Origin of the sequence: Neptuniibacter sp. QD29_5 (assembly GCF_047778125.1) — a bacterium.
In the GTDB taxonomy this organism is placed as follows: domain Bacteria; phylum Pseudomonadota; class Gammaproteobacteria; order Pseudomonadales; family Balneatricaceae; genus Neptuniibacter.
Genome location: NZ_CP180556.1, coordinates 917,897 through 937,027 on the forward strand (window position 1 = coordinate 917,897; position 19,131 = coordinate 937,027).

17 protein-coding genes are annotated in these 19,131 nt (G+C 45.0%); 2 read left to right on the top strand and 15 right to left on the bottom strand.

What is annotated here, in order from left to right:
* Positions 1-64: 64 nt before the first annotated feature.
* Positions 65-1,570 carry a SpoIIE family protein phosphatase gene (locus ACMXYR_RS04120; protein WP_415903024.1) on the top strand — a complete coding sequence of 502 codons (1,506 nt, stop codon included), beginning with the start codon at positions 65-67 and terminating at the stop codon, positions 1,568-1,570.
* Here ACMXYR_RS04120 and ACMXYR_RS04125 read toward each other — a convergent pair.
* The 10 genes from ACMXYR_RS04125 to ACMXYR_RS04170 form a co-directional block, all read right to left on the bottom strand.
* Entirely contained in the window at positions 1,567-2,289 is a 723-nt protein-coding gene (locus tag ACMXYR_RS04125) for a hypothetical protein (protein WP_415903025.1), read from the bottom strand. The genes ACMXYR_RS04120 and ACMXYR_RS04125 overlap by 4 nt on opposite strands.
* 12 nt (positions 2,290-2,301) lie before the next feature.
* Positions 2,302-4,395, bottom strand: a complete 2,094-nt coding sequence (locus ACMXYR_RS04130) for an SLBB domain-containing protein (RefSeq protein ID WP_415903026.1) — start codon at positions 4,393-4,395, stop codon at positions 2,302-2,304.
* Positions 4,392-4,781 carry a hypothetical protein gene (locus tag ACMXYR_RS04135; protein ID WP_415887276.1) on the bottom strand — a complete coding sequence of 130 codons (390 nt, stop codon included), beginning with the start codon at positions 4,779-4,781 and terminating at the stop codon, positions 4,392-4,394. The genes ACMXYR_RS04130 and ACMXYR_RS04135 overlap by 4 nt, the downstream gene beginning before the upstream one ends.
* Positions 4,782-4,791: 10 nt before the next feature.
* Entirely contained in the window at positions 4,792-5,091 is a 300-nt protein-coding gene (locus ACMXYR_RS04140; protein ID WP_415887277.1) for an STAS domain-containing protein, read from the bottom strand.
* 238 nt (positions 5,092-5,329) lie between these two features.
* Entirely contained in the window at positions 5,330-5,965 is a 636-nt protein-coding gene (locus ACMXYR_RS04145; protein WP_415903027.1) for a sugar transferase, read from the bottom strand.
* Positions 5,966-5,987: 22 nt separating this feature from the next.
* The gene (locus tag ACMXYR_RS04150) at positions 5,988-7,169 is read right to left on the bottom strand and encodes a glycosyltransferase family 2 protein (protein ID WP_415903028.1); all 1,182 of its coding nucleotides are present in this window, start codon (positions 7,167-7,169) and stop codon (positions 5,988-5,990) included.
* Between the two features lies 1 nt (position 7,170).
* On the bottom strand, positions 7,171-8,262 hold the full coding sequence (locus ACMXYR_RS04155; RefSeq protein ID WP_415903029.1) for a glycosyltransferase: 1,092 nt from the start codon (positions 8,260-8,262) through the stop codon (positions 7,171-7,173).
* On the bottom strand, positions 8,259-9,758 hold the full coding sequence (locus tag ACMXYR_RS04160) for a GumC family protein (RefSeq protein WP_415903030.1): 1,500 nt from the start codon (positions 9,756-9,758) through the stop codon (positions 8,259-8,261). Before ACMXYR_RS04160 ends, ACMXYR_RS04155 begins: the two co-directional genes overlap by 4 nt.
* Positions 9,748-10,242, bottom strand: a complete 495-nt coding sequence (locus ACMXYR_RS04165; RefSeq protein WP_415903031.1) for a hypothetical protein — start codon at positions 10,240-10,242, stop codon at positions 9,748-9,750. Before ACMXYR_RS04165 ends, ACMXYR_RS04160 begins: the two co-directional genes overlap by 11 nt.
* Before the next feature lie 222 nt (positions 10,243-10,464).
* Complete coding sequence (locus ACMXYR_RS04170) at positions 10,465-11,598, bottom strand: beta-ketoacyl-ACP synthase III (RefSeq protein ID WP_415903032.1); 1,134 nt, start codon at positions 11,596-11,598, stop codon at positions 10,465-10,467.
* Between the two features lie 343 nt (positions 11,599-11,941).
* On the opposite strand from ACMXYR_RS04170, the gene ACMXYR_RS04175 reads away from it, so the two are divergent.
* A complete protein-coding gene (locus tag ACMXYR_RS04175; protein WP_415883782.1) occupies positions 11,942-12,253 on the top strand; it encodes a hypothetical protein in 312 nt (103 codons plus the stop codon).
* A gap of 68 nt (positions 12,254-12,321) precedes the next feature.
* On the opposite strand, the gene ACMXYR_RS04180 is transcribed toward ACMXYR_RS04175, so the two are convergent.
* The 5 genes from ACMXYR_RS04180 to ACMXYR_RS04200 all read right to left on the bottom strand — a co-directional run bounded on the left by ACMXYR_RS04180 (position 12,322) and on the right by ACMXYR_RS04200 (position 18,939).
* Entirely contained in the window at positions 12,322-13,443 is a 1,122-nt protein-coding gene (locus ACMXYR_RS04180; protein WP_415903033.1) for a glycosyltransferase, read from the bottom strand.
* A 12-nt stretch (positions 13,444-13,455) separates the two neighbouring features.
* On the bottom strand, positions 13,456-14,187 hold the full coding sequence (locus ACMXYR_RS04185; RefSeq protein WP_415903034.1) for an acyltransferase: 732 nt from the start codon (positions 14,185-14,187) through the stop codon (positions 13,456-13,458).
* A complete protein-coding gene (glmS, locus tag ACMXYR_RS04190) occupies positions 14,184-15,989 on the bottom strand; it encodes a glutamine--fructose-6-phosphate transaminase (isomerizing) (protein ID WP_415903035.1) in 1,806 nt (601 codons plus the stop codon). The genes ACMXYR_RS04185 and glmS overlap by 4 nt, the downstream gene beginning before the upstream one ends.
* A gap of 134 nt (positions 15,990-16,123) precedes the next feature.
* Entirely contained in the window at positions 16,124-17,488 is a 1,365-nt protein-coding gene (locus tag ACMXYR_RS04195; RefSeq protein ID WP_415903036.1) for an O-antigen ligase family protein, read from the bottom strand.
* A gap of 2 nt (positions 17,489-17,490) precedes the next feature.
* The gene (locus tag ACMXYR_RS04200; protein ID WP_415903037.1) at positions 17,491-18,939 is read right to left on the bottom strand and encodes a lipopolysaccharide biosynthesis protein; all 1,449 of its coding nucleotides are present in this window, start codon (positions 18,937-18,939) and stop codon (positions 17,491-17,493) included.
* Positions 18,940-19,131: the final 192 nt, after the last annotated feature.

Consider the following 19,131-nt stretch of genomic DNA (forward strand, 5'->3'; position numbering starts at 1 on the left):
ACAGGGTAGGCTGTTACAAGCACCAAGTGATTGAATTTTATCCGATATCGGTTTGGGCAGGGAAATGACAGAATTATTAGGTGAATGGCATTTGCAACCTCAGTTGGAAGAAGCGCGTAGAGTACGTGAAGAACTCGGTACGCTGCTGGAGCAATTTGAGTGTAAAAACAGAGATGCATTCTTGTTAGCGACTGCAGAGTTAATCGTTAATCTATCGCGCTATCCCGATCCAAAGCCGACTGAAGTTGTTCTGACATTAATGCGTGATCAACTTGATTACTGGCTAGAACTACGTGATAACGGCCCGAGCTTTAGTCAGTTTAGTCAAATGCTTGATGATCCGGAGGATCTAATCGCTGCTGAGAGCGGTATGGGGTTAAAGCTATTAGCCCATTATTTTGATGATATGCACTATGTCCCAGCCTGTTATCGGGACGATGCCTGTAATGTCATGGTGTTACGCCAGGCAAGGCCGCAGGCTAAATCAGCTCTCACCGTGCTAGTCGTGGATGATGATCCAGCCTATCGCTTAGTCATTGAGCAATATTTACTACCGCAATATAAAGTGCTGAGCGCAGCATCAGTAGCAGAGGCGTTTCAATATGTTCTCAAATATAAGCCGGATTTGGTGGTGTGTGATATCCACATGCCACAAGCAGATGGTCCAGCGTTATTCGATAAAATTTCACATATTCCTGATGTTGCTGATACCGCATTTATCTATGTGACTGGTTGTATCGAACCGGAACTGCTCAACAAAGCCCTAAGGCGTCCGATTGATGATTTGCTTACCAAGCCCGTTAGTAGGGAGCAATTACTGAATACGATTCAAAGAGTCGTCTGCAGGCGAGAGCATCTTAGTGCGCAGATACATCAAGAGGTAGATCAAAAGGTCACGCTAGGATTACGACCAAGTCTTCCCAAGAAGATCCCGGGTTATGAGATCGAGCTAAGAACCGTCAATCCAGAAGCGGGAGGCGGGGACTTAGTACAGTTTTATCCACAAAAGGATTGTTCTCTATTTCTATTTGCCGATTTAATGGGGCATGGCCTTTCAGCGAAAGGGTTCTCTTACGCCCTTGCTGGCTATTTAAGAGGGCTTTGCTCTGCTTACTCTTCGATGGGTATAGAATTACCCGCCTTGTTTAATCAATTAGCTTTAGGTTTTGGTGAAGATCCTGTGCTCAAAGAAACCTTGGCTACTATGGTGGCAATGACCTTATCACCCGAGGGCGAGGTAGCCATCATCAATGCGGGGCATCCTTGTCCTATCTTGTTTAGTAGTACTGAGATGATACCTATAGAGGCTAAGTCGCCGATGCTGGGTATGGGGATTGAGGGTTATCAACAAGCGTGCTTTTCTCTAGAGGTCAGCGATAGGGTTTTGCTCTATTCAGATGGTTTTAACGACGCGGCGGTTGAGATGCCAAAAGAGTTAAAAGCAGCTATTGAACGTAGTCGTCAATTACCTTTAGCAGCAGCGGCTGATCATCTGTTGCAAGCACGTTTGAACCTGTCTGCTCCTGATGATGATCTAACATTGATCTTGCTGGAACGGGTGGATAGTTAGAGCTCCTGATTCAATAAAGTCATATGACTAAAGCGTTCTCGGAAGTAACGCATAAGTTTGGGAAATCTTTTTTCAAACCGATAGGTTTCACGGATTAATTCTTGTTGCAGAGACGGGGCGAAACGGTCATTCATAATGACCCCTGCCAGAATAGCTCCACTATTTTTTAACGTTTCTCTTGCTTCATCTACTTGTGATTCAGTGGTTCGCCCGGTCACAATATTTAGTAGAGTTGCTTTGCTTGCTGAACAGATAATATCCACTGGCAGATGGTTGTCGTTTTGAAGTTGTGATTTTTCAGTTAGAACCGGAGCACTGTCGCAGATAACCATATCGAACAGATTTAGGCAGCTGTTAAAAAACAGTTTCAATGTTTCTAGATCCCTAAATTCGACACAGTGGCTCGATTGCACCGGGCAGTTTAAAACCATCAAGCCAGGTACGTCAGTTTCTTGTGCAGCATGCTCCCAGTGACCGGTTAAAGGTAACCACTCAGTATTTTTAAGTGACAGCCAAGTAACTAGTTGTGGGCTACTAGGATTGAGCTCTATCAACAAAACCCGTTTACCTGCCTTTGCTGCCCTTGTGGCTACGGCTAAGGCTAGGGAGGTATTGCCTGCGTCAGATTGGGTACTACAGATGGTAAATTGCTGTAGATTCTGACGCAGAACTCTCGCGTATACGGTTTCTATTGCACTATGTCTATGCAAAGCTAACATCCCTTTTCTCCTTTACAGACCTACTAGTGTGGCAAACGATATAACAGTGACTGATTCTTGTAAGGTGCTGACAAATCGATACCAAGTACTTTGTTCTCGACCTGGTACATATAATGTGTCGCCTGAGCGTATAACTGGAAGGTCGCGATAATCACCTGTCTTAGCGAAATCGACTAGGTCAAATAGACGCGAATGTGCTTCACCATCGATGCGGTTAATCACCATGATTCGATCCTGCAGAGCGCTGTTTAGTGGACCACCGGCTTCGGCTAACAGATCCAAGACGGTCATATTGTCATCAAAGCTATAGCGACCTGGGCGCGCAACCGCACCTAGTACTCTTACTACGGTTTCTTTTGGCTTTTCTAACCATGCGCGGTCACGTTTCGGGATGAAGATCACATCTTCGTTTTTCACTGTAGGCAGTAGAGTTTCATCACCCGTCTGAAAATAGTTGTGAAGATTAAGATGGCTTACTTCAGTTTTGCCCTGTTTACGGTGAGTAATACGCACACTGGATAGATCAGCCAAACCAGTAGGACCTTGTGCAGCAGATAAGATATCAAGAAAGTTAAGTTCGTTGTTAAATGCGTAGCGTCCTGGAGCACCGACTTCACCAAAGATATAAATGGAGCGCTCACTAGACTGTCTTACCCATTGTGAACGGTTGTCATTTGGATCTTTTGGCAGTTCTGGGATCACCACGGTATCGCCAGCGTGAATACGTGGGATTTGACGGATATCACCGCCTTTATCGAGGAAGTGTTTTAGATCAAAGCTCACCGATTCAGTGACGCCGTTACCACGATTTTTCAGAATCTGTAGGTGAGCTGTATCGGCACTGGCAATAGGGCCACCGGCATGGGCAATCAGATCCATCATGGTCATCTCTGATGCCCACTCATAGCGACCTGGTCTTCTGACCGCACCGATAATTTTTACGGCTCTATTTGGATGTACCTTTAACCAGCTTTTTTCGTTCATATCGGTTTTTTCGGGCACTAGAATCGCATCGCCAGGTAGAATTTCAGGTAAGTGACCGCGGCGCTGGCCATCGACATAACCCTGTAAGTCAAAAGGAACGACTTGACCATCGGCACGGATAATTCGAATCTGACGAGTTTCAGCAAAGCGTGTTGGACCACCTGCCGTAGCTAATAGGTCGTAGAAACCGCTTTCTTCGCCCATCTCCATTGCACCCGGTTTAAATACTTCACCCATGACATAAACCGTACGAGAGCCGCTCTGAACTTGTTCAGTTGCTTGTGGGATAAAAATTACATCACCCTGATGAATTTCAGGCATAAGAGCAGGGTTACCTGTATCAAGATACTCACGCATGTTGAATGGGAAAGGCTGGCCATTGTGGATAACACGAATCTGCTCAATACCGGCATAGCGTGTTACACCACCTGCACGCATGATCAGATCCATTACTGAGGCTTTGTCTTTATAGGCAAAGGTACCTGGACGATGGACCTCACCAAACACTTTTACGGATTCACCATTTTTACCGGCATCGCCAGAAGCCGTTAGAGTACGGGCATCGAAATCTACCTGAACATTACCGATCAGTGGAGATGCTGGCACAAAGATCACATCCATAGGATTAAGATCGGGCAGAGAGCTAGGATCTCCACTGTCTAAATAACGTTTATAATCAAATTCGATCAGCTTATTGTTTCTGCGGATCTGCAATTTGTTAAGTTGTGCTCCTTGTGCAAGACCACCGGCTTTGTTAATTGCCATCTGGACGTTGGAATGGATCGGTAGATCCACTGCTCCAGGCGTTTTTACGTAACCTAATACAGTGACTGAAAGGCGGCGTTCTTGCAGGGAAATATCAAATTTTGATAGATCCTTATAAACGCTACCGAGGCGATTTTTAAGTAGAGCGCTAGCTTCGCTTAAGCTTCTTCCTTCGAGGTTGATCGCACCGATCTCAGGCAAAACCAGCTGTCCCTGTTGATCCAACTGAAAGCTCTGTTCAAATGCGCTTTCACCAGGCAGTTTTATCTGAATCATGTCGCCTGGACGAAGTGTTTCAGCCCATAGGTTCCCACTGAAAAATAGCAATAAGATGAGTATTCTGATTAGAGGGATCATATGCATGCCTCCTGAGTTTGCTGTTGGGTGCAATGGCTTTTCACTCTTAAGGAAGCAGCTTGGTTCTCTAAAATTTGTAGTAACTTTTCTGCTTGCTCTAAAGGTAGCTGTGCTTGCATAAGGTAATTTGCTTCATACAGCCTTCTGCTACGGGTGACCAGCAATTGAATCTCTTGATAGATCGCTGGATATTGGTTTTGTTTGCCATCTAAATTGTGTTCACTAATGACCGCTTCGCACTTTTTAAGCCTAGATTGCAGAGTGGGGACTTCGTTTTTAATTGGGAAACGCTCAGCCACTCCGCCTTCGCCTTCCGGCACTAAGTAGAAGCAGCCGGAAGAGGTCAGCAGCGTTGTGTGTAACAGTAATAGTGAGATCAATTTCATTGTTCCGGCCTCAATGCTGAACAGTGATCGATTGATCAATACGCAGGTGTTGTAGCAGCTCTAGAGGCTGGCCATGAACACCACAAAGGCTCAATGTTCGTTCTTTTGAACGTAAGCGTTTGAATAAGAAGACAATGGCACCAATACCGGAAGAATCAATAAACTCAATTTTTCCTAAGTTAAGTACTACGTCAGATTGATCCTGAATTAATTCATCGAATTTTGGTCGAAGAATTTCTACGGCAAGGGCATCTAATGATCCTTCAATCTCTAGATGTAGTTCATTTTGTACAGCTTCTAAAGTTGGCATAACGATTCTCCTTATGTCAGTTATAACTAAGAAGGAGCAATCCCTATGCCAGAGAGGTAACATTATGATTTTTAAGGATTTAAGTTTTTGTTAGATCTGTTGTGATGAGAATGTAGTTCACTATTCTCATTTTGAGAATCAAATTGTAAAACCTATTTCGATCGCTATATTGGTGGAATTGGGTGAGCTCAGAGCTAAAAGTTTGGGTTAACTCTGAGCGCTTATCCTGTGTCCATGCTTATTGCCCCCGTCCACAAACCATTACGATGAGGGTTTTAAACATGATGCTCAAATCCGAACGGAGCCAGCCAACTAAACTTCCAAGACTGAGTGCGTAGGCATGATCAAAAGCAACTTTCGAGCGAACATCATCGATGGTGCGGTCGTAGCCTTGATTAACCTGAGCGAGGCCTGTAATGCCCGGTTTGATCCCCCAAGTTCGTTCTGCAAAGAAAGGAATAGCTTGCTCTAGCTTTTGATAGAAGCCAGGACGTTCTGGACGTGGGCCAATCAAAGACATATCGCCTTTTAGGACATTAAAAAACTGTGGCAGCTCATCCAAGCGGGTTTTCCGTAAAAAGCGTCCTACTGGCGTAACTCTTGGGTCATCTTCGGTCGCCCAAGTGGCACCGGAAATTGCTTCTGCATCTAAGCGCATGGTTCGGAACTTATACATCCAGAAGAGCTCTGTTTTTTCGCCATTAGCATGTCCAATACGTAGCTGCTTAAACAGAATGGGGCCGGGAGAGCTAGTATAGGTGGCCAATGCGATAAAAGGGTATAGAAGCAGGCAAATAATGAGCCCTGTGATTGCAACCACGATATCCATCAAACGTTTAGCAAAAATTACGGGTGTTGGAATATAACTGTTCATGGTGATATCTCCTTATATGGCATTAATCTCTAACTGATTTCCAATGGCCTTTTTCTAATCCGGCTAGATAGCGAAGGCATCCAGTAAGGCCGTTGTAGTAACCGTTTATGACATAAAATCCGAGTTTGAATGGCTTATACAAGATATGAGTTGGAGTTTTGTTTTCGGGAATCAGTGTGGATAGGCGTGCTAGTCCAATGCCTAGCAGTTGTAGTGCAGTGAAGATAGCAAAAGCATCTAAATAGAGAGCGAGCAAGCCACAGATTAAAAATTGAGCCAGCAAGATCAGCGGCATAACGCCCCTTAGAGCTTTACCGGAAAAGAAGCTAAAGGCTGTTCCACCAAAGCTTGGTGATAGTAGCTTACTTAGTCTGAGTACCTGTTGTAGGTTCCCCGCGGCGATACGAATGCGACGTTTATGATCCATATCGAGGGAAGACGCTTCTAATTCCAGACCGATTAGATCACTGTCATATTTACCATCGTAACCTTGCTCAATGATCTGCATAGGCAGAATGAAATCATCATTGATCGTATCTGCCTGTAACGGAGTGAATAGGTTTTGGCGGATAAAATACAAAGCGCCATGGACACCTATCGCGCTACCTATACTTGCTTCACCTTGCTTGAGCTTAGTTTGATAGTTCCAATACTGCTTTTCTCCCTCACTTCCTGGGGATAAGAGTTTGTAGGTGGCTGCCACAAAACCGGTTTTAGGGTTATCAAAGTGGTGATTAACCAGTTTTAATGCATCAAATGAGATCAGCGCGGAAGCATCACTTAACGCCACTATATCGGCATCAATATTTGGAATAACTTGATTGATTAGTGCTACTTTGCCGTGGTTTTCTCGGAAGTTGAGGATATTTGCGTTTAAGTGAGCCAGCTCGGGGGCTTGTAGAGACTCGCGAGCGACTTCTGCCGTTCTATCTTTGCAGCCATCGCAGGCGATAATGACCTGAAGCTTCTCACTTGGGTAATCTAGACTGGCGATATTTCTGAGCTTATCAGCAATGAAGTCAGCTTCGTTATATGCTGGTACAAAGATACAAAGGCTTCGGTAGTTTGGTTCTTCTTCTATTTCTTTCTCTTGCTTAGAAGTTTGCGTCTTATTCAACTGATTCATGATCAGAGGATAAGCAATATGGTGATAGATAATTAAGGCCCAACTTAGGGCAAACAGACTCAATAGGAAGATAATCATGTTATGCCTCCTTTGGACGTGACAGTAGTTGGAAATAGGCTTCAGCCGTTTTATGCAGGTTGCCTTTCTTTAAGACAAACTCTCTTGGGCTATGGCGCTTAGGCATCAGATATTGACGCAAAATGGCATGTTGCAGAGCTTTGAGACTGCCGGGTGGAATAAGGTCTCCCGAGTCTGGACAGACAATGGTTTTACATCCCCCAACATCGGTAACAATCACCGGTACCCCACAGGCCTGAGCTTCTAATGGTGAGAGTGGTAAACCTTCGTTAAGAGATGAGAGGCAGAAAATATCAATCGCGTGATAGAAGGGGCGGGTGTCATCTAGATGGCCTAGGAAGAACACTCGATCACTGATACCCAGCTCAAAAGCGACATTTTTTAGATGATCGAGTAAGGAGCCATCCCCAGCTAAAACCAGAGATAAGTTAGTATGCGTATGACTTAAGGATTTAAGCAGCAGCTCATGACCTTTTACGGCTTCCAGCCTTGCGGCACAGCCTAGCAAGGCTCCTTGTACAGGTAGGTTTAAATGCTTCCTACTTTTTAATTTTTCGATCGGGGTTGGAGGGCTGAAGTGTGCAGTATCTACGCCGTTCTGAATAATATCAGGACGACTATTAGGGAAGTGGTGTAACAGCTCGTTTGCTACCGCTTCACAGTCTGCAACCAGCGTGAATTTCAGGAAGCGGATTAGGTGATTTTGCAAACGTTTATTAGCGGAGGCATTTAGGTGCCAAGCATCATGTTCAGTATGGACATGAGGGAGTTTTAATAACTTGGCTGCTATACCGCCATAAAGTAAAGGGCCTATATGATGGGTATGAATAGCGGTCGTGTTGAGTTTTTTTAATGCGTTTTTCAACTGCAGGAATAAACCTAGACTGATGCCCTCTTTTTTATTAAAGAACTGTAGTTGAGATTGGTATTTTTCCAGCCTCGGCCACTCTTTTACAGCGTCTTCATAACAGCCTTCTAAGCTAAAAACATAGACGTCTGCTTTGGTGCTAAGTTGATTTAGCAGGTCTAAAGCCATGGTCTCGATTCCGCCTGGGCGGAGGTGTTGGACTATTTGTACGATTACGTTTTTCACGATGTACTCTCCTGCAATGCTAGATCTTTCATATCCTGTTCAAGCGGTGGGATTCGCACGAGTACAGGGACATTTAACATCTCGGTTAAGGTGTCTTTACGGCGAACAGTGGTATCGAGGACTTCTGCGATGACAGCTAAACCGAAACCAAGTCCGATGCCCGCAATAAAGCCGGCAATAACAAAGGCGATAAGGGGAAGGTTAATAGGTGCCAAAGGTTCAAATGGCGGGTCGATTAGCTTTACGCGCTCATTTTCTTCGTTTTTACCTAAAGAGCGTGTAACTCTGGCCATCTCATGACGTTCGGCTAAGTCTTCATAGATTTTTTGACGAACTTGAATGTCGCGTTCGAGTTCTTTTAAACGACGCTCGTGTTGGCCGTAGCCATTCACACGGTTTTGTAGGTTTTCTATCTCAGCAGTTAAAGAACTGACCTCTTTGCTTAAGCGTTCAATATGGTCGTCGGCTTGCTGCAGGCGCTCTAACTGAGAAATAAGCAGTGGATGTTGATTACCACCTTGTTCTGATTCAGTTGTCGTAGCGGTAGTGGCGATAGCCCAAAGGCGTTCCAGTTTTACTTTGTTTAGATTGCCTTGGTTTAGGGCTTTCATCCCTTCTAAAATACGGCTACGCTCTCTTTCTAAAGACTGTAATTGTGCAAGTACATGTTGTACTTGGCTGTGCTCGTCGGTGTATCGAGCGCGAAGCTGCGTAAGATCCGCCATTACGTTGATAATGGCTTCCTCGATTTTACCGACAACAGGATTCGTTTGAGATAAACGTAACGCTAGGCTAGCTTGAGCGGCTTTAGCGCCTTCAAGTTCAATGCGACGTTCAGCGATATAGGCTTTCAGATTGGATAAGCGCGCGACATTAGCACCATGCAATGCCGGTAGCTCGCTAGCAAACTCATTTTTATATTCGGCTAATGCTTTTTCCGCAGTTTGAAGATCCGCTTTTCGAGTTTCTAGCTCTTTAGCGAGGAAGGTTTCAGATTGAACGATTGATGAACGTTGCGGCGCAAGCACGCGCTCGACAAAACGCATACTGACCACAGACAACGTCTCTTTCATATGTGTTTTGTTTTCGGCTTTGTAAGAGATCTTAATCAGGTTGTCGCCGACCAGTTTTGCGGTTAGGGACTTAGAAAGTTGACCGATGATGTAAGCCTTTTCTTTTTCATCCATTTCTTCAGAAATCATCTTTCGCTGCCAAGCCACGCCTGCAAGAATATGGCGGCTATGTAAAAGGGCGTTCAGAGCTTCCATTCGGTGTCGAAGGTTAGTTGCGATCGATAGGTCCTCTAGAAAAGGGTTATGTTCAGAGGCTTCTTGAAACAATATTGTGGTGGTTGTTTCATATTTTTTTGGCGACAGAATACCGACCGCTAAACCAATAAATGGCATAAGTAAAATAGGCAGCGCGATTAAATAGCGGCGCCTCCATCCCGCCCACAGAATGGACGCGATGTTTTTAACTAATGCGCTACGAATCATGGTTAGTTACCGTTAGGTTATTGGCTTTTTTGATCAGCACCTGATTTGGCGCTAATGAAGGGGATAAGCGCATATCGGTTTTCTTAGTTCGCTTTTCCAGGAAGTTACTAACAGCGTTACAACGGTTGATACCTACACCGACCGCTACAAACCGATCTGAACTTTCACTCGGTGAACATTCGACACTGAGTTTTGAAGGCTGGGCATTGGCATATTCGTTGAGGTTATTTTTTTGATTTTCATCTAATGCCACGCTGTTATCCTCGAAGCGTAAAACAAGTTCACGAGGGACATGACTTTCTGCGTAACCTTTCTCGCCGCGGGCACGTGAGAGAAGTTGGTCTATGCTGATGCTTTCTTCTGCTACAGGTGTGTCTTCGGAGCCTAAAAAACCTATATCCATGGTTTTTAGTGCTGCAGTACATCCTGTCAGTGAAAAAAGGCTGCAAGTAAACAGGGTGGTTGCAATAAACTTAGAGCACATGGTCTATCTCCTGAGCAAAATTTTGTTATTGCTCAAGAAATTGCAGCTTTTAGGCCAACCTAAATAAAATGATCTACAAGCCCCATGAATACTAGGGGCTCGTTGTTTGTGGAGAGAGCTGTTTAGGCGAGATGAACTAGGCTTTTTGAGGTTTTTCTCAAGCTGATTCTCAAAATGAGAATAAGCTTGAGAGATCTTTCAGAGGCGGTATCTTTTGTGAAATTAGCGCTTTCTAATCACTAAGCTACCTATGGAATAGCCTGCGCCAAAGGAGCAGATAACGCCTAAATCACCTGTCTTTAGGTCGGATTGGTATAGGTTGAATGCGATCAATGAGCCAGCAGACGCTGTATTGGCATATTGATCTAAGATGATCGGTGCTTCCTCTTGTGAGGCTTCTCGTCCTAATAGTTTTTTACCGATGAGTTGGTTCATATTGATATTGGCTTGGTGCAACCACCAACGAGCGACTTGGTGGTTTTCAATCCCCAAAGACGCTAGTTGGGTTGAGAGGTGTTCTACGGCCATCGGGCAGACCTCTTTAAACACTTTTCTGCCGTGTTGAATAAAGAACTTATCCTGCCCGAAGGGATCGCTATCATTGGTGTAAGCAAGGTAACCAAAATTGGATCGAATATTGTTTGAGAAAAGCGTGACTGATTTTGTGCTCAATACTTCGTAGCTTTCTTCAGCGCTACAGTTATCCGCTTTTTCCATAACTGTAGCGACAGCTATATCACCAAAAATAAAATGGCTATCTCGATCGCGCCAGTTATTCTGGGGTGAGGTTAATTCTGGATTAATGATAAGAACCGCTTTCGCTGTACCTGCCGTTAACATCTCATAGCCCCGCTGCAGAGCAAAAGTGGCAGAAGAGCAGGCAACCAGCATATCAAAGGCAAAACCCTGAATACCTAATGCTTGTTGAACCTCAATAGAAATAGCTGGGTAAGCTCTTTCAGTATAAGAGCAGGCGACTATCACAGCATCAATCTCAGCCGCAGTCTTATTGGCTTTTGTGAGCGCTTTTTTCGCGGCTGCTACGGCCATTTCTGCTTGGTGGGATAGCTGATCATTGTCTCGTGGTTCAATGTAAGGACGCATTCTTTCAGGATCAAGCGCGCCTTCTTTGCGGTAGACAAATCGGTTTTTAATACCGGAAGCCTTTTCGATAAATTCAGCATTTGATAATGGTTTGGCTTCACGCTTTCCAGCAGTGATCTCATCAGCATATTGCTGGTTATAGTTATCGGCGAACTGGTTATAGGCCTGTACCAATTCTTCGTTGCTAATGCTGTAGTTAGGGGTCCAAAGACCGAAACCGCTGATGACGATTGGGGAAGATATCGATTTCATAAAATTGTCTCGGCTGGGCAGGTTGATAGGGCTGTATTCTTTATAAAAGCCAACGGTAGATTGTCCCGTTAAAAATAGCTTATGCCATTAACATAAGCGTTATTATTTACTAGCAATTTTCTTCAGTTGTCTCAGTTGAGCTTCAAAATGGCCGTTGCCAATCGGTCCCTTCTCACTATGAAAATAATTCCGATGAGATTACTGCTACTTTCTCGCTGAAAATCTGATCAGCCACTATGGTTTGTGTGTCAGGAAGGTTTGTTGATCGTCCATCGGATAGTTAAATCACTTATGCATTTTAACTCGCCGTTCTATGGAACCTTTTCTAAAGGAGGAAAGGAGTATGATGCTTGCAAGATGGCATATAGATGCGCGTTTTGGACACAAACAAACAGTCATTGATTCACTGTCTCGTTGGTTTGATGAGATTGGTAGCCAAATAGGATGGACCTCTGACAAAGTAAGAATTGTCACAGGATCTGTAGGAGCGAAAGAGTCTGTTGTTATTTCGGAAGTGGTTATCTCCGGGTTAACTGAACTTGATGAATCTTGGCAAAAGTTAGGGGATATTGAGGCTCACAAAGCATGGAGTAAGGAGCTTGAGCCTTATATTGTCTCCGGTTCACAATATTGGGAGATTCTTAGAATTGTCTAAGGTTATTCTCCTTTCTCAGGGGAATTAGACGCGATGGTCTTTCCCCTGAAGAATCATAAGCTTTTCTTTTAGAGATCATTCAGCATCTCTTTTAAGTCCTCGGCACGTTGAGTCCAACTTTCTCGGTTCACCCGATTACGTCGGATCTCCTTCATTAGTTCTCTATGCTTTTCGGTTTGCCCAATCTCTTCGATAGCCGCAGCAAAACCATCTGCAACATTGCTCACTTTCACTAGATCACGATAACCGTCTAAAGCCGGAAATTCTGTACTCACAACGGGGCTACCCGCAGCAAGGTACTCGCGTAATTTTAGCGGGTTACAGGCCTCAATTTGTTCATTGCGAAGGAAGGGAAGCAATCCAACATCCCAGTGCTGACTATAGTGAGGCAGCTCATGATGAGGCTTAGGACCTAACCAAACAATATTAGGCTGTTTTAACAGAGAACTAATATCGGTGTGCGCAGGGCCGATCAAAACGAAGGTCCAGTGGGGGAGGCGTCTAGCAACTTCAATATATAGTTCTTGGTCAAACCAGCCTGCTAGCGCACCGTAAAACCCAGCGACCGGACCATCAGGAAGGTCAGATGCACGTTCTGCTGGTTGTCCGAACATCTCGCAATCGACGCCATGGGGTAATACCAAGGTTTTTTGAGCTGGGAATTTCTCGGCCAGTTTAGGGCTTGCGGCAATAATTAGCTGACATTTTTTAACTAATTCCTCTTCCATCGCGGCGACTGGCGCGTGATCCACCCCATCTAGAGCAGAAAAATCATCCCCACAATAGTAGATTGCAGCACGCTCGCCCATTTTGCCCACCACATCTACAGCGGAAGGCAGAGAGGTCCACAAGAGCGGGGCTTTATTTTGCTGCTTAAGGTATGGGCGAAGTTTGTTAGTGAGTAGCTCTTTATTTAATGTTCTCGCAATAGAGCTGCCCGGGAAAGGCAGCGCCATAGGGTTTACCAAACAGGGGTGTACGCCAGTAAGGTTAGGTGTCGGTGCCTTGAGTAAGGCCTTGAGCTTATTCCAGATGCGGCCCATATCGCGTAGGTTCATCCTTGGTCTTCTTAAGCCTAAGGAGTTTACCCATAACACTTCATTGTCTGCTAAAAGGTGCTTCATTAAGTGCTGGGTGCTACTGGGGTGTCCCCCCCAGTCCTCACCAAAAACTAATAGATCGATACTCATGAGAGTTCTCCTTTAAGCCACTTTGTAGGGTTTAGGTTGAGACAGTGGTTTGATCACTTTTGCAGGAACTCCAGCAGCGATCACAAAGGGAGGTAGGTCTTCAGTGACTACACTACCCGCAGCCACAATGGTTCCTTCACCAATTGTGACCCCTTTCATTACCGTGACCCCAGAACCGAGCCATACATCTTTGCGTAGGATAATGTCGCCGATCTGATCTTCTGTATCCGGAAGGCCTTTGGCACGAGCTTTTGCATCAACTGGGTGGCCTGGGTAGCCTGCTAGAAAACCGCGGCCTGCAATGCGGACGTTATCTTCCAGAACCACCTTAGTACCGACAGCGATGGTGGTTTGCCATGCGATACCCACATTGTTGCCAATAATTAGTTGTGGCGTTTCTGTGCCACTCCATCGACCGGAGAAGGTTGTTTGACCAGATATACGGCAGCGATCACCCATACTTATCTCAAGGCTACCTTGGACGAGTGGCATACCACCGTATATGTATAACTGTCGGCCTGCTTGGCTTAAGCGAGTTTTAAACATGGGTGTCCAGTAAAAGACCCGTGCGATACCGCTTAGCAATCCAGTACACAATGTGTGTCCCATGCGAATGGGTTTAAACACCACATTTACCGCCGGAATTTCGAAATTGTGCAGTGTGTAATGACAGGTTTTTAAAGTACGGGCCAGTGGGTGATTACCTGCTTTTACCCACTGTTTAAGCCCTTGGAGTTTGTTCATTCTACTGTCACCGATTTGGCTAGGTTACGAGGTTGATCTACGTCGGTACCTTTCGCCAACGCAGCGTGATAAGCGATGAGTTGTAACGCGATAGTGAACAGAATGGGGGTTACAATTGAGTTAGCATTAGGCAGTGTTACTGATTCAACTTCTAGATCTCGAAGAGAACGAATACTTTCGGAATCGCCCAAGAAGATACAGCGTCCACCACGGCTCATGACCTCTTCCATATTGGCTCTTGTTTTATCCAGCAGATCGTCATTAGGTGCGATGACAAACACTGGTGTACCTTCTTCGATCAGGGCGATAGGACCGTGTTTTAGCTCGCCAGCACTAAAGCCTTCGGCGTGTATATAGCTGATCTCTTTTAGTTTAAGCGCGCCTTCTAAAGCGATAGGGAAGTTAGAGCCGCGTCCGATAAAGTAGGCATCCTGACAATCTTGCATTGATGCACCGATAGACTCGAACAAGGATTCTTGCTGTAAAACCAGCTCAATCTGTGAGGGCATGGTGGAAAGCTCGAGGCTTAATTTGGAGGCTTCATTTAGATCAATCTCTTTTCGACCAAAAGCAGCGCGGACAGCTAAGGATGCTAATACTGTTAACTGGGCGGTAAATGCTTTAGTTGATGCAACGCCCACTTCAGGCCCAGCTTGAGTTTGTATGTTGAAGTCAGTTTCTCGGGCGATGGTGCTTTCTGCAACATTCACAATACTTATAGTTTTTTGACCTTGTTTCTTGGCATAACGCAGTGCTGCCAAGGTATCTGCCGTTTCGCCAGATTGAGAGATAAATAGCGAGATACCTTGTTTGCTCAACAGAGGAGAGCGATAGCGAAACTCAGATGCGACTTCGACATCTACTGGCAATTTAGCAATCTTTTCAAACCAGTATTTAGTTACCATTGCTGCATAAAAGGAAGTGCCGCATGCAATGACATTGAGTCTATCGACTTGGTTAAAATCTATCTGGGCTTCGGGGAGTACTCTCTGGGTGTGATAGAACGTATTGCGTACACTATCTGCTTGCTGGTGGATCTCTTTATGCATGTAATGGCGATAGTTTTGCTTATCCTGAGAGTGGTCTTCTGCTTCGAATAACTGCATTTCTCGTTTAATGATACGGCCTGATGAGTCGACTAGACTGAACCCTTCACGATCCAAACAAGCTTGATCCCCTTCTTCTAAATACAGGATATGAGTTGGAGAACCACTGAGTGCCATAGAGTCTGAGCCTAAACTCATACCTTGCTCACTTTTACCTAAGACCAGAGGGCTACCCCGGCGCGCAGCATAAACATGTTGCTCATCTTCTTTAAAAAGTACGCCTAATGCGAAAGCGCCTTGAAGGTGAGAGAGCGCACGATTAAGCGCTTTTTCAGGCTCATAGCCTTGTTGTAAAAACAGGCTGATCAGATGGGGAATAACTTCAGTATCTGTTTGGCTTTGAAAGACGAACCCTTCACTTTGTAGCCATTGTTTTAAGTCGATGTAATTTTCAATAATGCCATTATGGACCACCGCAACATCATTGTTGGAGTGGGGGTGCGCGTTTAGTTCGTTGGGTTTACCGTGGGTTGCCCAACGGGTGTGACCAATTCCTGCACAACTAGATAGATGCATCTGATCAAGTTGGTTTTTGAGTTGCTGTAGTTTCCCTTCTCGTTTGACGGTAGTGATGCCATTAGGTGCAAGTATTGAGATACCTGCAGAATCATATCCGCGATATTCGATGTTACTTAATCCTTGTAATAGCTCAGGGACAATGTCGTTATGATTAATCGAGCCTACTATTCCACACATGCCTAATCTCCTGCAGATTTTTTAAAGTCATATCTAGGTTTTTGCAGGACTTGTGCCATTTATTAAAGGTAATTAATTCAATTGGTTAGGTGTTATGTGGAGAGGATTTGAATCTGTTTTTCGCAAAATGCGAATCACTTTGTTAATTGACGTTTTTGATATTGAGAAAGGGCGATTGCGACAGATAAAAGAATGTAGATAGGCCAAGTAAAACCCATAGTGAGGAAGGTGCCAGAAATACAAAAACCGGCCAGTCCAGCCTGCACCGACTGGGCACAGGCATAAAGAACAGGTGAGTAAGGTTGGTTAGGTTTTGGGCGGAAATGCTGGACGGTTGTCAGACTTATTTTAGCAATACTGCTAATAATCGCGATAAATAGGATGAAGCCGAGTATCCCGGTCTCGGCCATGACGCCAAACCAAGTGCTGTGAACTGCATGGTTTTTGCCATCCCAATGGGGGCTGTATTCGAAGTAGTTGGAGATAAAGTTATTAAGACCAACCCCAGTAATTGGGTGGTGAATCGCCATGCCCATTGCTGCCTGCCAAGCATAGATCCTACCCATGGCTGATTCATCAATACCTTCTTCGTGGGCACCACCTGAAGCACGATCACTCACCCCCGCAATTACAAATAAAATACTCAGTGCACAAATACCAGCACCAATCAGCAGCATTTTATTTTTGATTCTATACCAAGCAAATACAGCACCGACGGCACAAATGCCTAGCATACCGCCGCGGCTTTGAGTGGCGATAATGGCGCAAAATACCGTAAGAAATGCACACAAGCTGAGTAGTTTAATCGCTTTACCAAAGCCTGGAGTCATAAAGCTGGCTAAAGCAAAACTAGCTGGAAATAAAAGTACCAGGGATAGGTCATTCGGGTCACCTAGCATAGAGCCGATGCTACGGCCTATTGTGACACGTGTTCCTTCAACAAGCTCCAGCCCCATCTGCTTGTTATAAAGCGCCATCACGCCTACTGCGATGCCACACAACATCATGCTGAGGATCAGAACTTTAAACTGAGCTTCCTGTCGTAGCAGCCAACTAATCGCTATCAGCATGAGTGCAATTTTTACATAGGTTCCGTTTAGTGAAGTAAGTGCGGCATCTCTGTTGGTTGCTAACACGGCACCGATGACGACCAAGCAGAAAAAACACATAAACAGAGATTGCTCTCGGCACCAGAAAACTTGAATGCGTTTTGTAATGAGGTTGATAGAAAGAGAACCCAGTGTTGCGATGGCAAGTAGTTGTGGGATTTTTAGTGGATAGAGCTGAGGAAAGACCTCGTGCAATCGAAAGAAAGAGAAAGCGATAAAAGCTAAGCAAAGCAAGAAGGGCAGGCGTAAACCAATCAAGACCATCAGTGGTAGTAGAGCAATGGCACTGACTGCAGGATGAGGTACGAGATACCAAGCCGCAGTCAGCAAACCTATGCAGGTGAGTGCTACTAAAATTTGTGAGCCATTGCCCTCTACTCGAAAATTCATTGCTATGACCTATTTAGCATTTGTGTGGTCATACTTAGTATTTTTTTCGGGATAGGAATTAAACCCACTACAGTAGCTGTCGTGATAAAGCCCAGCATGATGGCGCCATTTTGCAGTAATACTGACCAGCTTAATGGTGCAGATGAAATCAGGCTTATACAAAGTACTCCCACAGTTCCTGTGAATAACAGGCGGCGTAATTGGTATGGCAGCTGTAATGACCGCTGGCTTACATAATAGGTTGCGACTAAGCGACTACCTAAGGCCAGACAAGTGGCTGCAATAGCACCCCAAGCATGGAAAATTGGAATCAGGGTTAAATAGGCGATAAGTGCGATAAAGGCTGCAGCACCATCAATCATCGCTGGGCGAACAGTGGTGTTTTCGCTCATCGCGCCAAAGGCGAGTGTTGATGTCATGTTATGCACAGCAGCTAAGGCGGCAAGCCAAGGGATAAACGCAATTGAGTCGTGATAGCTTGAAGGGGTTAATAGCCGGACCATAGTAGGTCCTGCAGCAGCGATAAACAGTGCGGCAATAATGGCGATCATAACGCCTAAACTTCCGATTTTGGCACATCTGATTTTGCCGTTGGTTTCTTTGAGGCAACTAAAACGACGGGCATGCCACCATAGATCAAATGGTTGAATCAATACTGCAGTAATCAGGCCGAATTTAGCCGCAAGGGCATATTGTGCCATTTCGGCTGTACCTACAGCATCGGCTAAAATCCAACGGTCAAAGCTACCTAAAACAAAGCCAGATATACCTACGAAGATCAGTGGCCCACCGTAAATGGAATAGGTTTTAAAGCGTGAAAACTCAAAGCTAATCCCCGTATCTTTCAATTGTTTCCGGATCAGCCAGCTACACAGCAAAATGGCAGAGGCTAACGTTGCGCAAAGTACCCCTGTCACACCGAAACCCATAAACAGTAGCGGTACAGCAATCGCTACCTGTAATGCTACTCGACCTGCCGTTCCTATTAGATACGACCAAGCCATACCTGACATACGCAGCCATGCGAGGGGTATTAAAATGGTACCAACCATGGATAAGCTGGCGAGAATGAGGCGCGTATCAAGTTCTGCTATATCTCCGGGTAGCAATCGACTGATTGGGCCAGCAAATAGCTGCCCTAAAATGAGCGCTAACCCGCCAAGGCAGATCGCCATACCAAAAATATTGGCACTGGCTTTACGTTTTTCGATCTCATTGTCGGCACTGCCCGCAAACCTAAATAAGGTTTCAGCTAGTCCCATACCGATCACAATACTTAGTAGGTCAGCCAAGGTTTGCAGAACATCGAGGCGACCATAATCTTCAGGAGTTAAAAAATGAGTAGAGACTGGCACCATGATCAAAGCCAACCCTTTAGAGAGGGCAATGGCTGAAGCGTAGATCAGACTGTGCTGAACTGCGATGGGTAAATTAGCTATACGTTTTAACATGGTAAGCCTCCTTTCATTCAGATACTCAATAATGGAGCGAATTGCAGGCCATATTTGAGAAAGTATTTAAATTCAGCTGGTTAGCAGCTATTTGGTTTTTTGGGGAACAGTTGATCGGTTTAAAAAGGAGAGGATTTCAATTTTGATTCGCAAAATGCGAAAACGGCCCGTAGGCCGTATTCGGTAGTTTTA

Bases quoted from the DNA above. Each gene is read 5' to 3' on its own strand.
- ACMXYR_RS04120 (WP_415903024.1), top strand. From the start codon at position 65: ATGACAGAATTATTAGGTGAATGGCATTTGCAACCTCAGTTGGAAGAA.
- ACMXYR_RS04125 (WP_415903025.1), bottom strand. From the start codon at position 2,289: ATGTTAGCTTTGCATAGACATAGTGCAATAGAAACCGTATACGCGAGA.
- ACMXYR_RS04130 (WP_415903026.1), bottom strand. From the start codon at position 4,395: ATGATCCCTCTAATCAGAATACTCATCTTATTGCTATTTTTCAGTGGG.
- ACMXYR_RS04135 (WP_415887276.1), bottom strand. From the start codon at position 4,781: ATGAAATTGATCTCACTATTACTGTTACACACAACGCTGCTGACCTCT.
- ACMXYR_RS04140 (WP_415887277.1), bottom strand. From the start codon at position 5,091: ATGCCAACTTTAGAAGCTGTACAAAATGAACTACATCTAGAGATTGAA.
- ACMXYR_RS04145 (WP_415903027.1), bottom strand. From the start codon at position 5,965: ATGAACAGTTATATTCCAACACCCGTAATTTTTGCTAAACGTTTGATG.
- ACMXYR_RS04150 (WP_415903028.1), bottom strand. From the start codon at position 7,169: ATGATTATCTTCCTATTGAGTCTGTTTGCCCTAAGTTGGGCCTTAATT.
- ACMXYR_RS04160 (WP_415903030.1), bottom strand. From the start codon at position 9,758: ATGATTCGTAGCGCATTAGTTAAAAACATCGCGTCCATTCTGTGGGCG.
- ACMXYR_RS04165 (WP_415903031.1), bottom strand. From the start codon at position 10,242: ATGTGCTCTAAGTTTATTGCAACCACCCTGTTTACTTGCAGCCTTTTT.
- ACMXYR_RS04170 (WP_415903032.1), bottom strand. From the start codon at position 11,598: ATGAAATCGATATCTTCCCCAATCGTCATCAGCGGTTTCGGTCTTTGG.
- ACMXYR_RS04175 (WP_415883782.1), top strand. From the start codon at position 11,942: ATGATGCTTGCAAGATGGCATATAGATGCGCGTTTTGGACACAAACAA.
- ACMXYR_RS04180 (WP_415903033.1), bottom strand. From the start codon at position 13,443: ATGAGTATCGATCTATTAGTTTTTGGTGAGGACTGGGGGGGACACCCC.
- ACMXYR_RS04185 (WP_415903034.1), bottom strand. From the start codon at position 14,187: ATGAACAAACTCCAAGGGCTTAAACAGTGGGTAAAAGCAGGTAATCAC.
- glmS (WP_415903035.1), bottom strand. From the start codon at position 15,989: ATGTGTGGAATAGTAGGCTCGATTAATCATAACGACATTGTCCCTGAG.
- ACMXYR_RS04195 (WP_415903036.1), bottom strand. From the start codon at position 17,488: ATGAATTTTCGAGTAGAGGGCAATGGCTCACAAATTTTAGTAGCACTC.
- ACMXYR_RS04200 (WP_415903037.1), bottom strand. From the start codon at position 18,939: ATGTTAAAACGTATAGCTAATTTACCCATCGCAGTTCAGCACAGTCTG.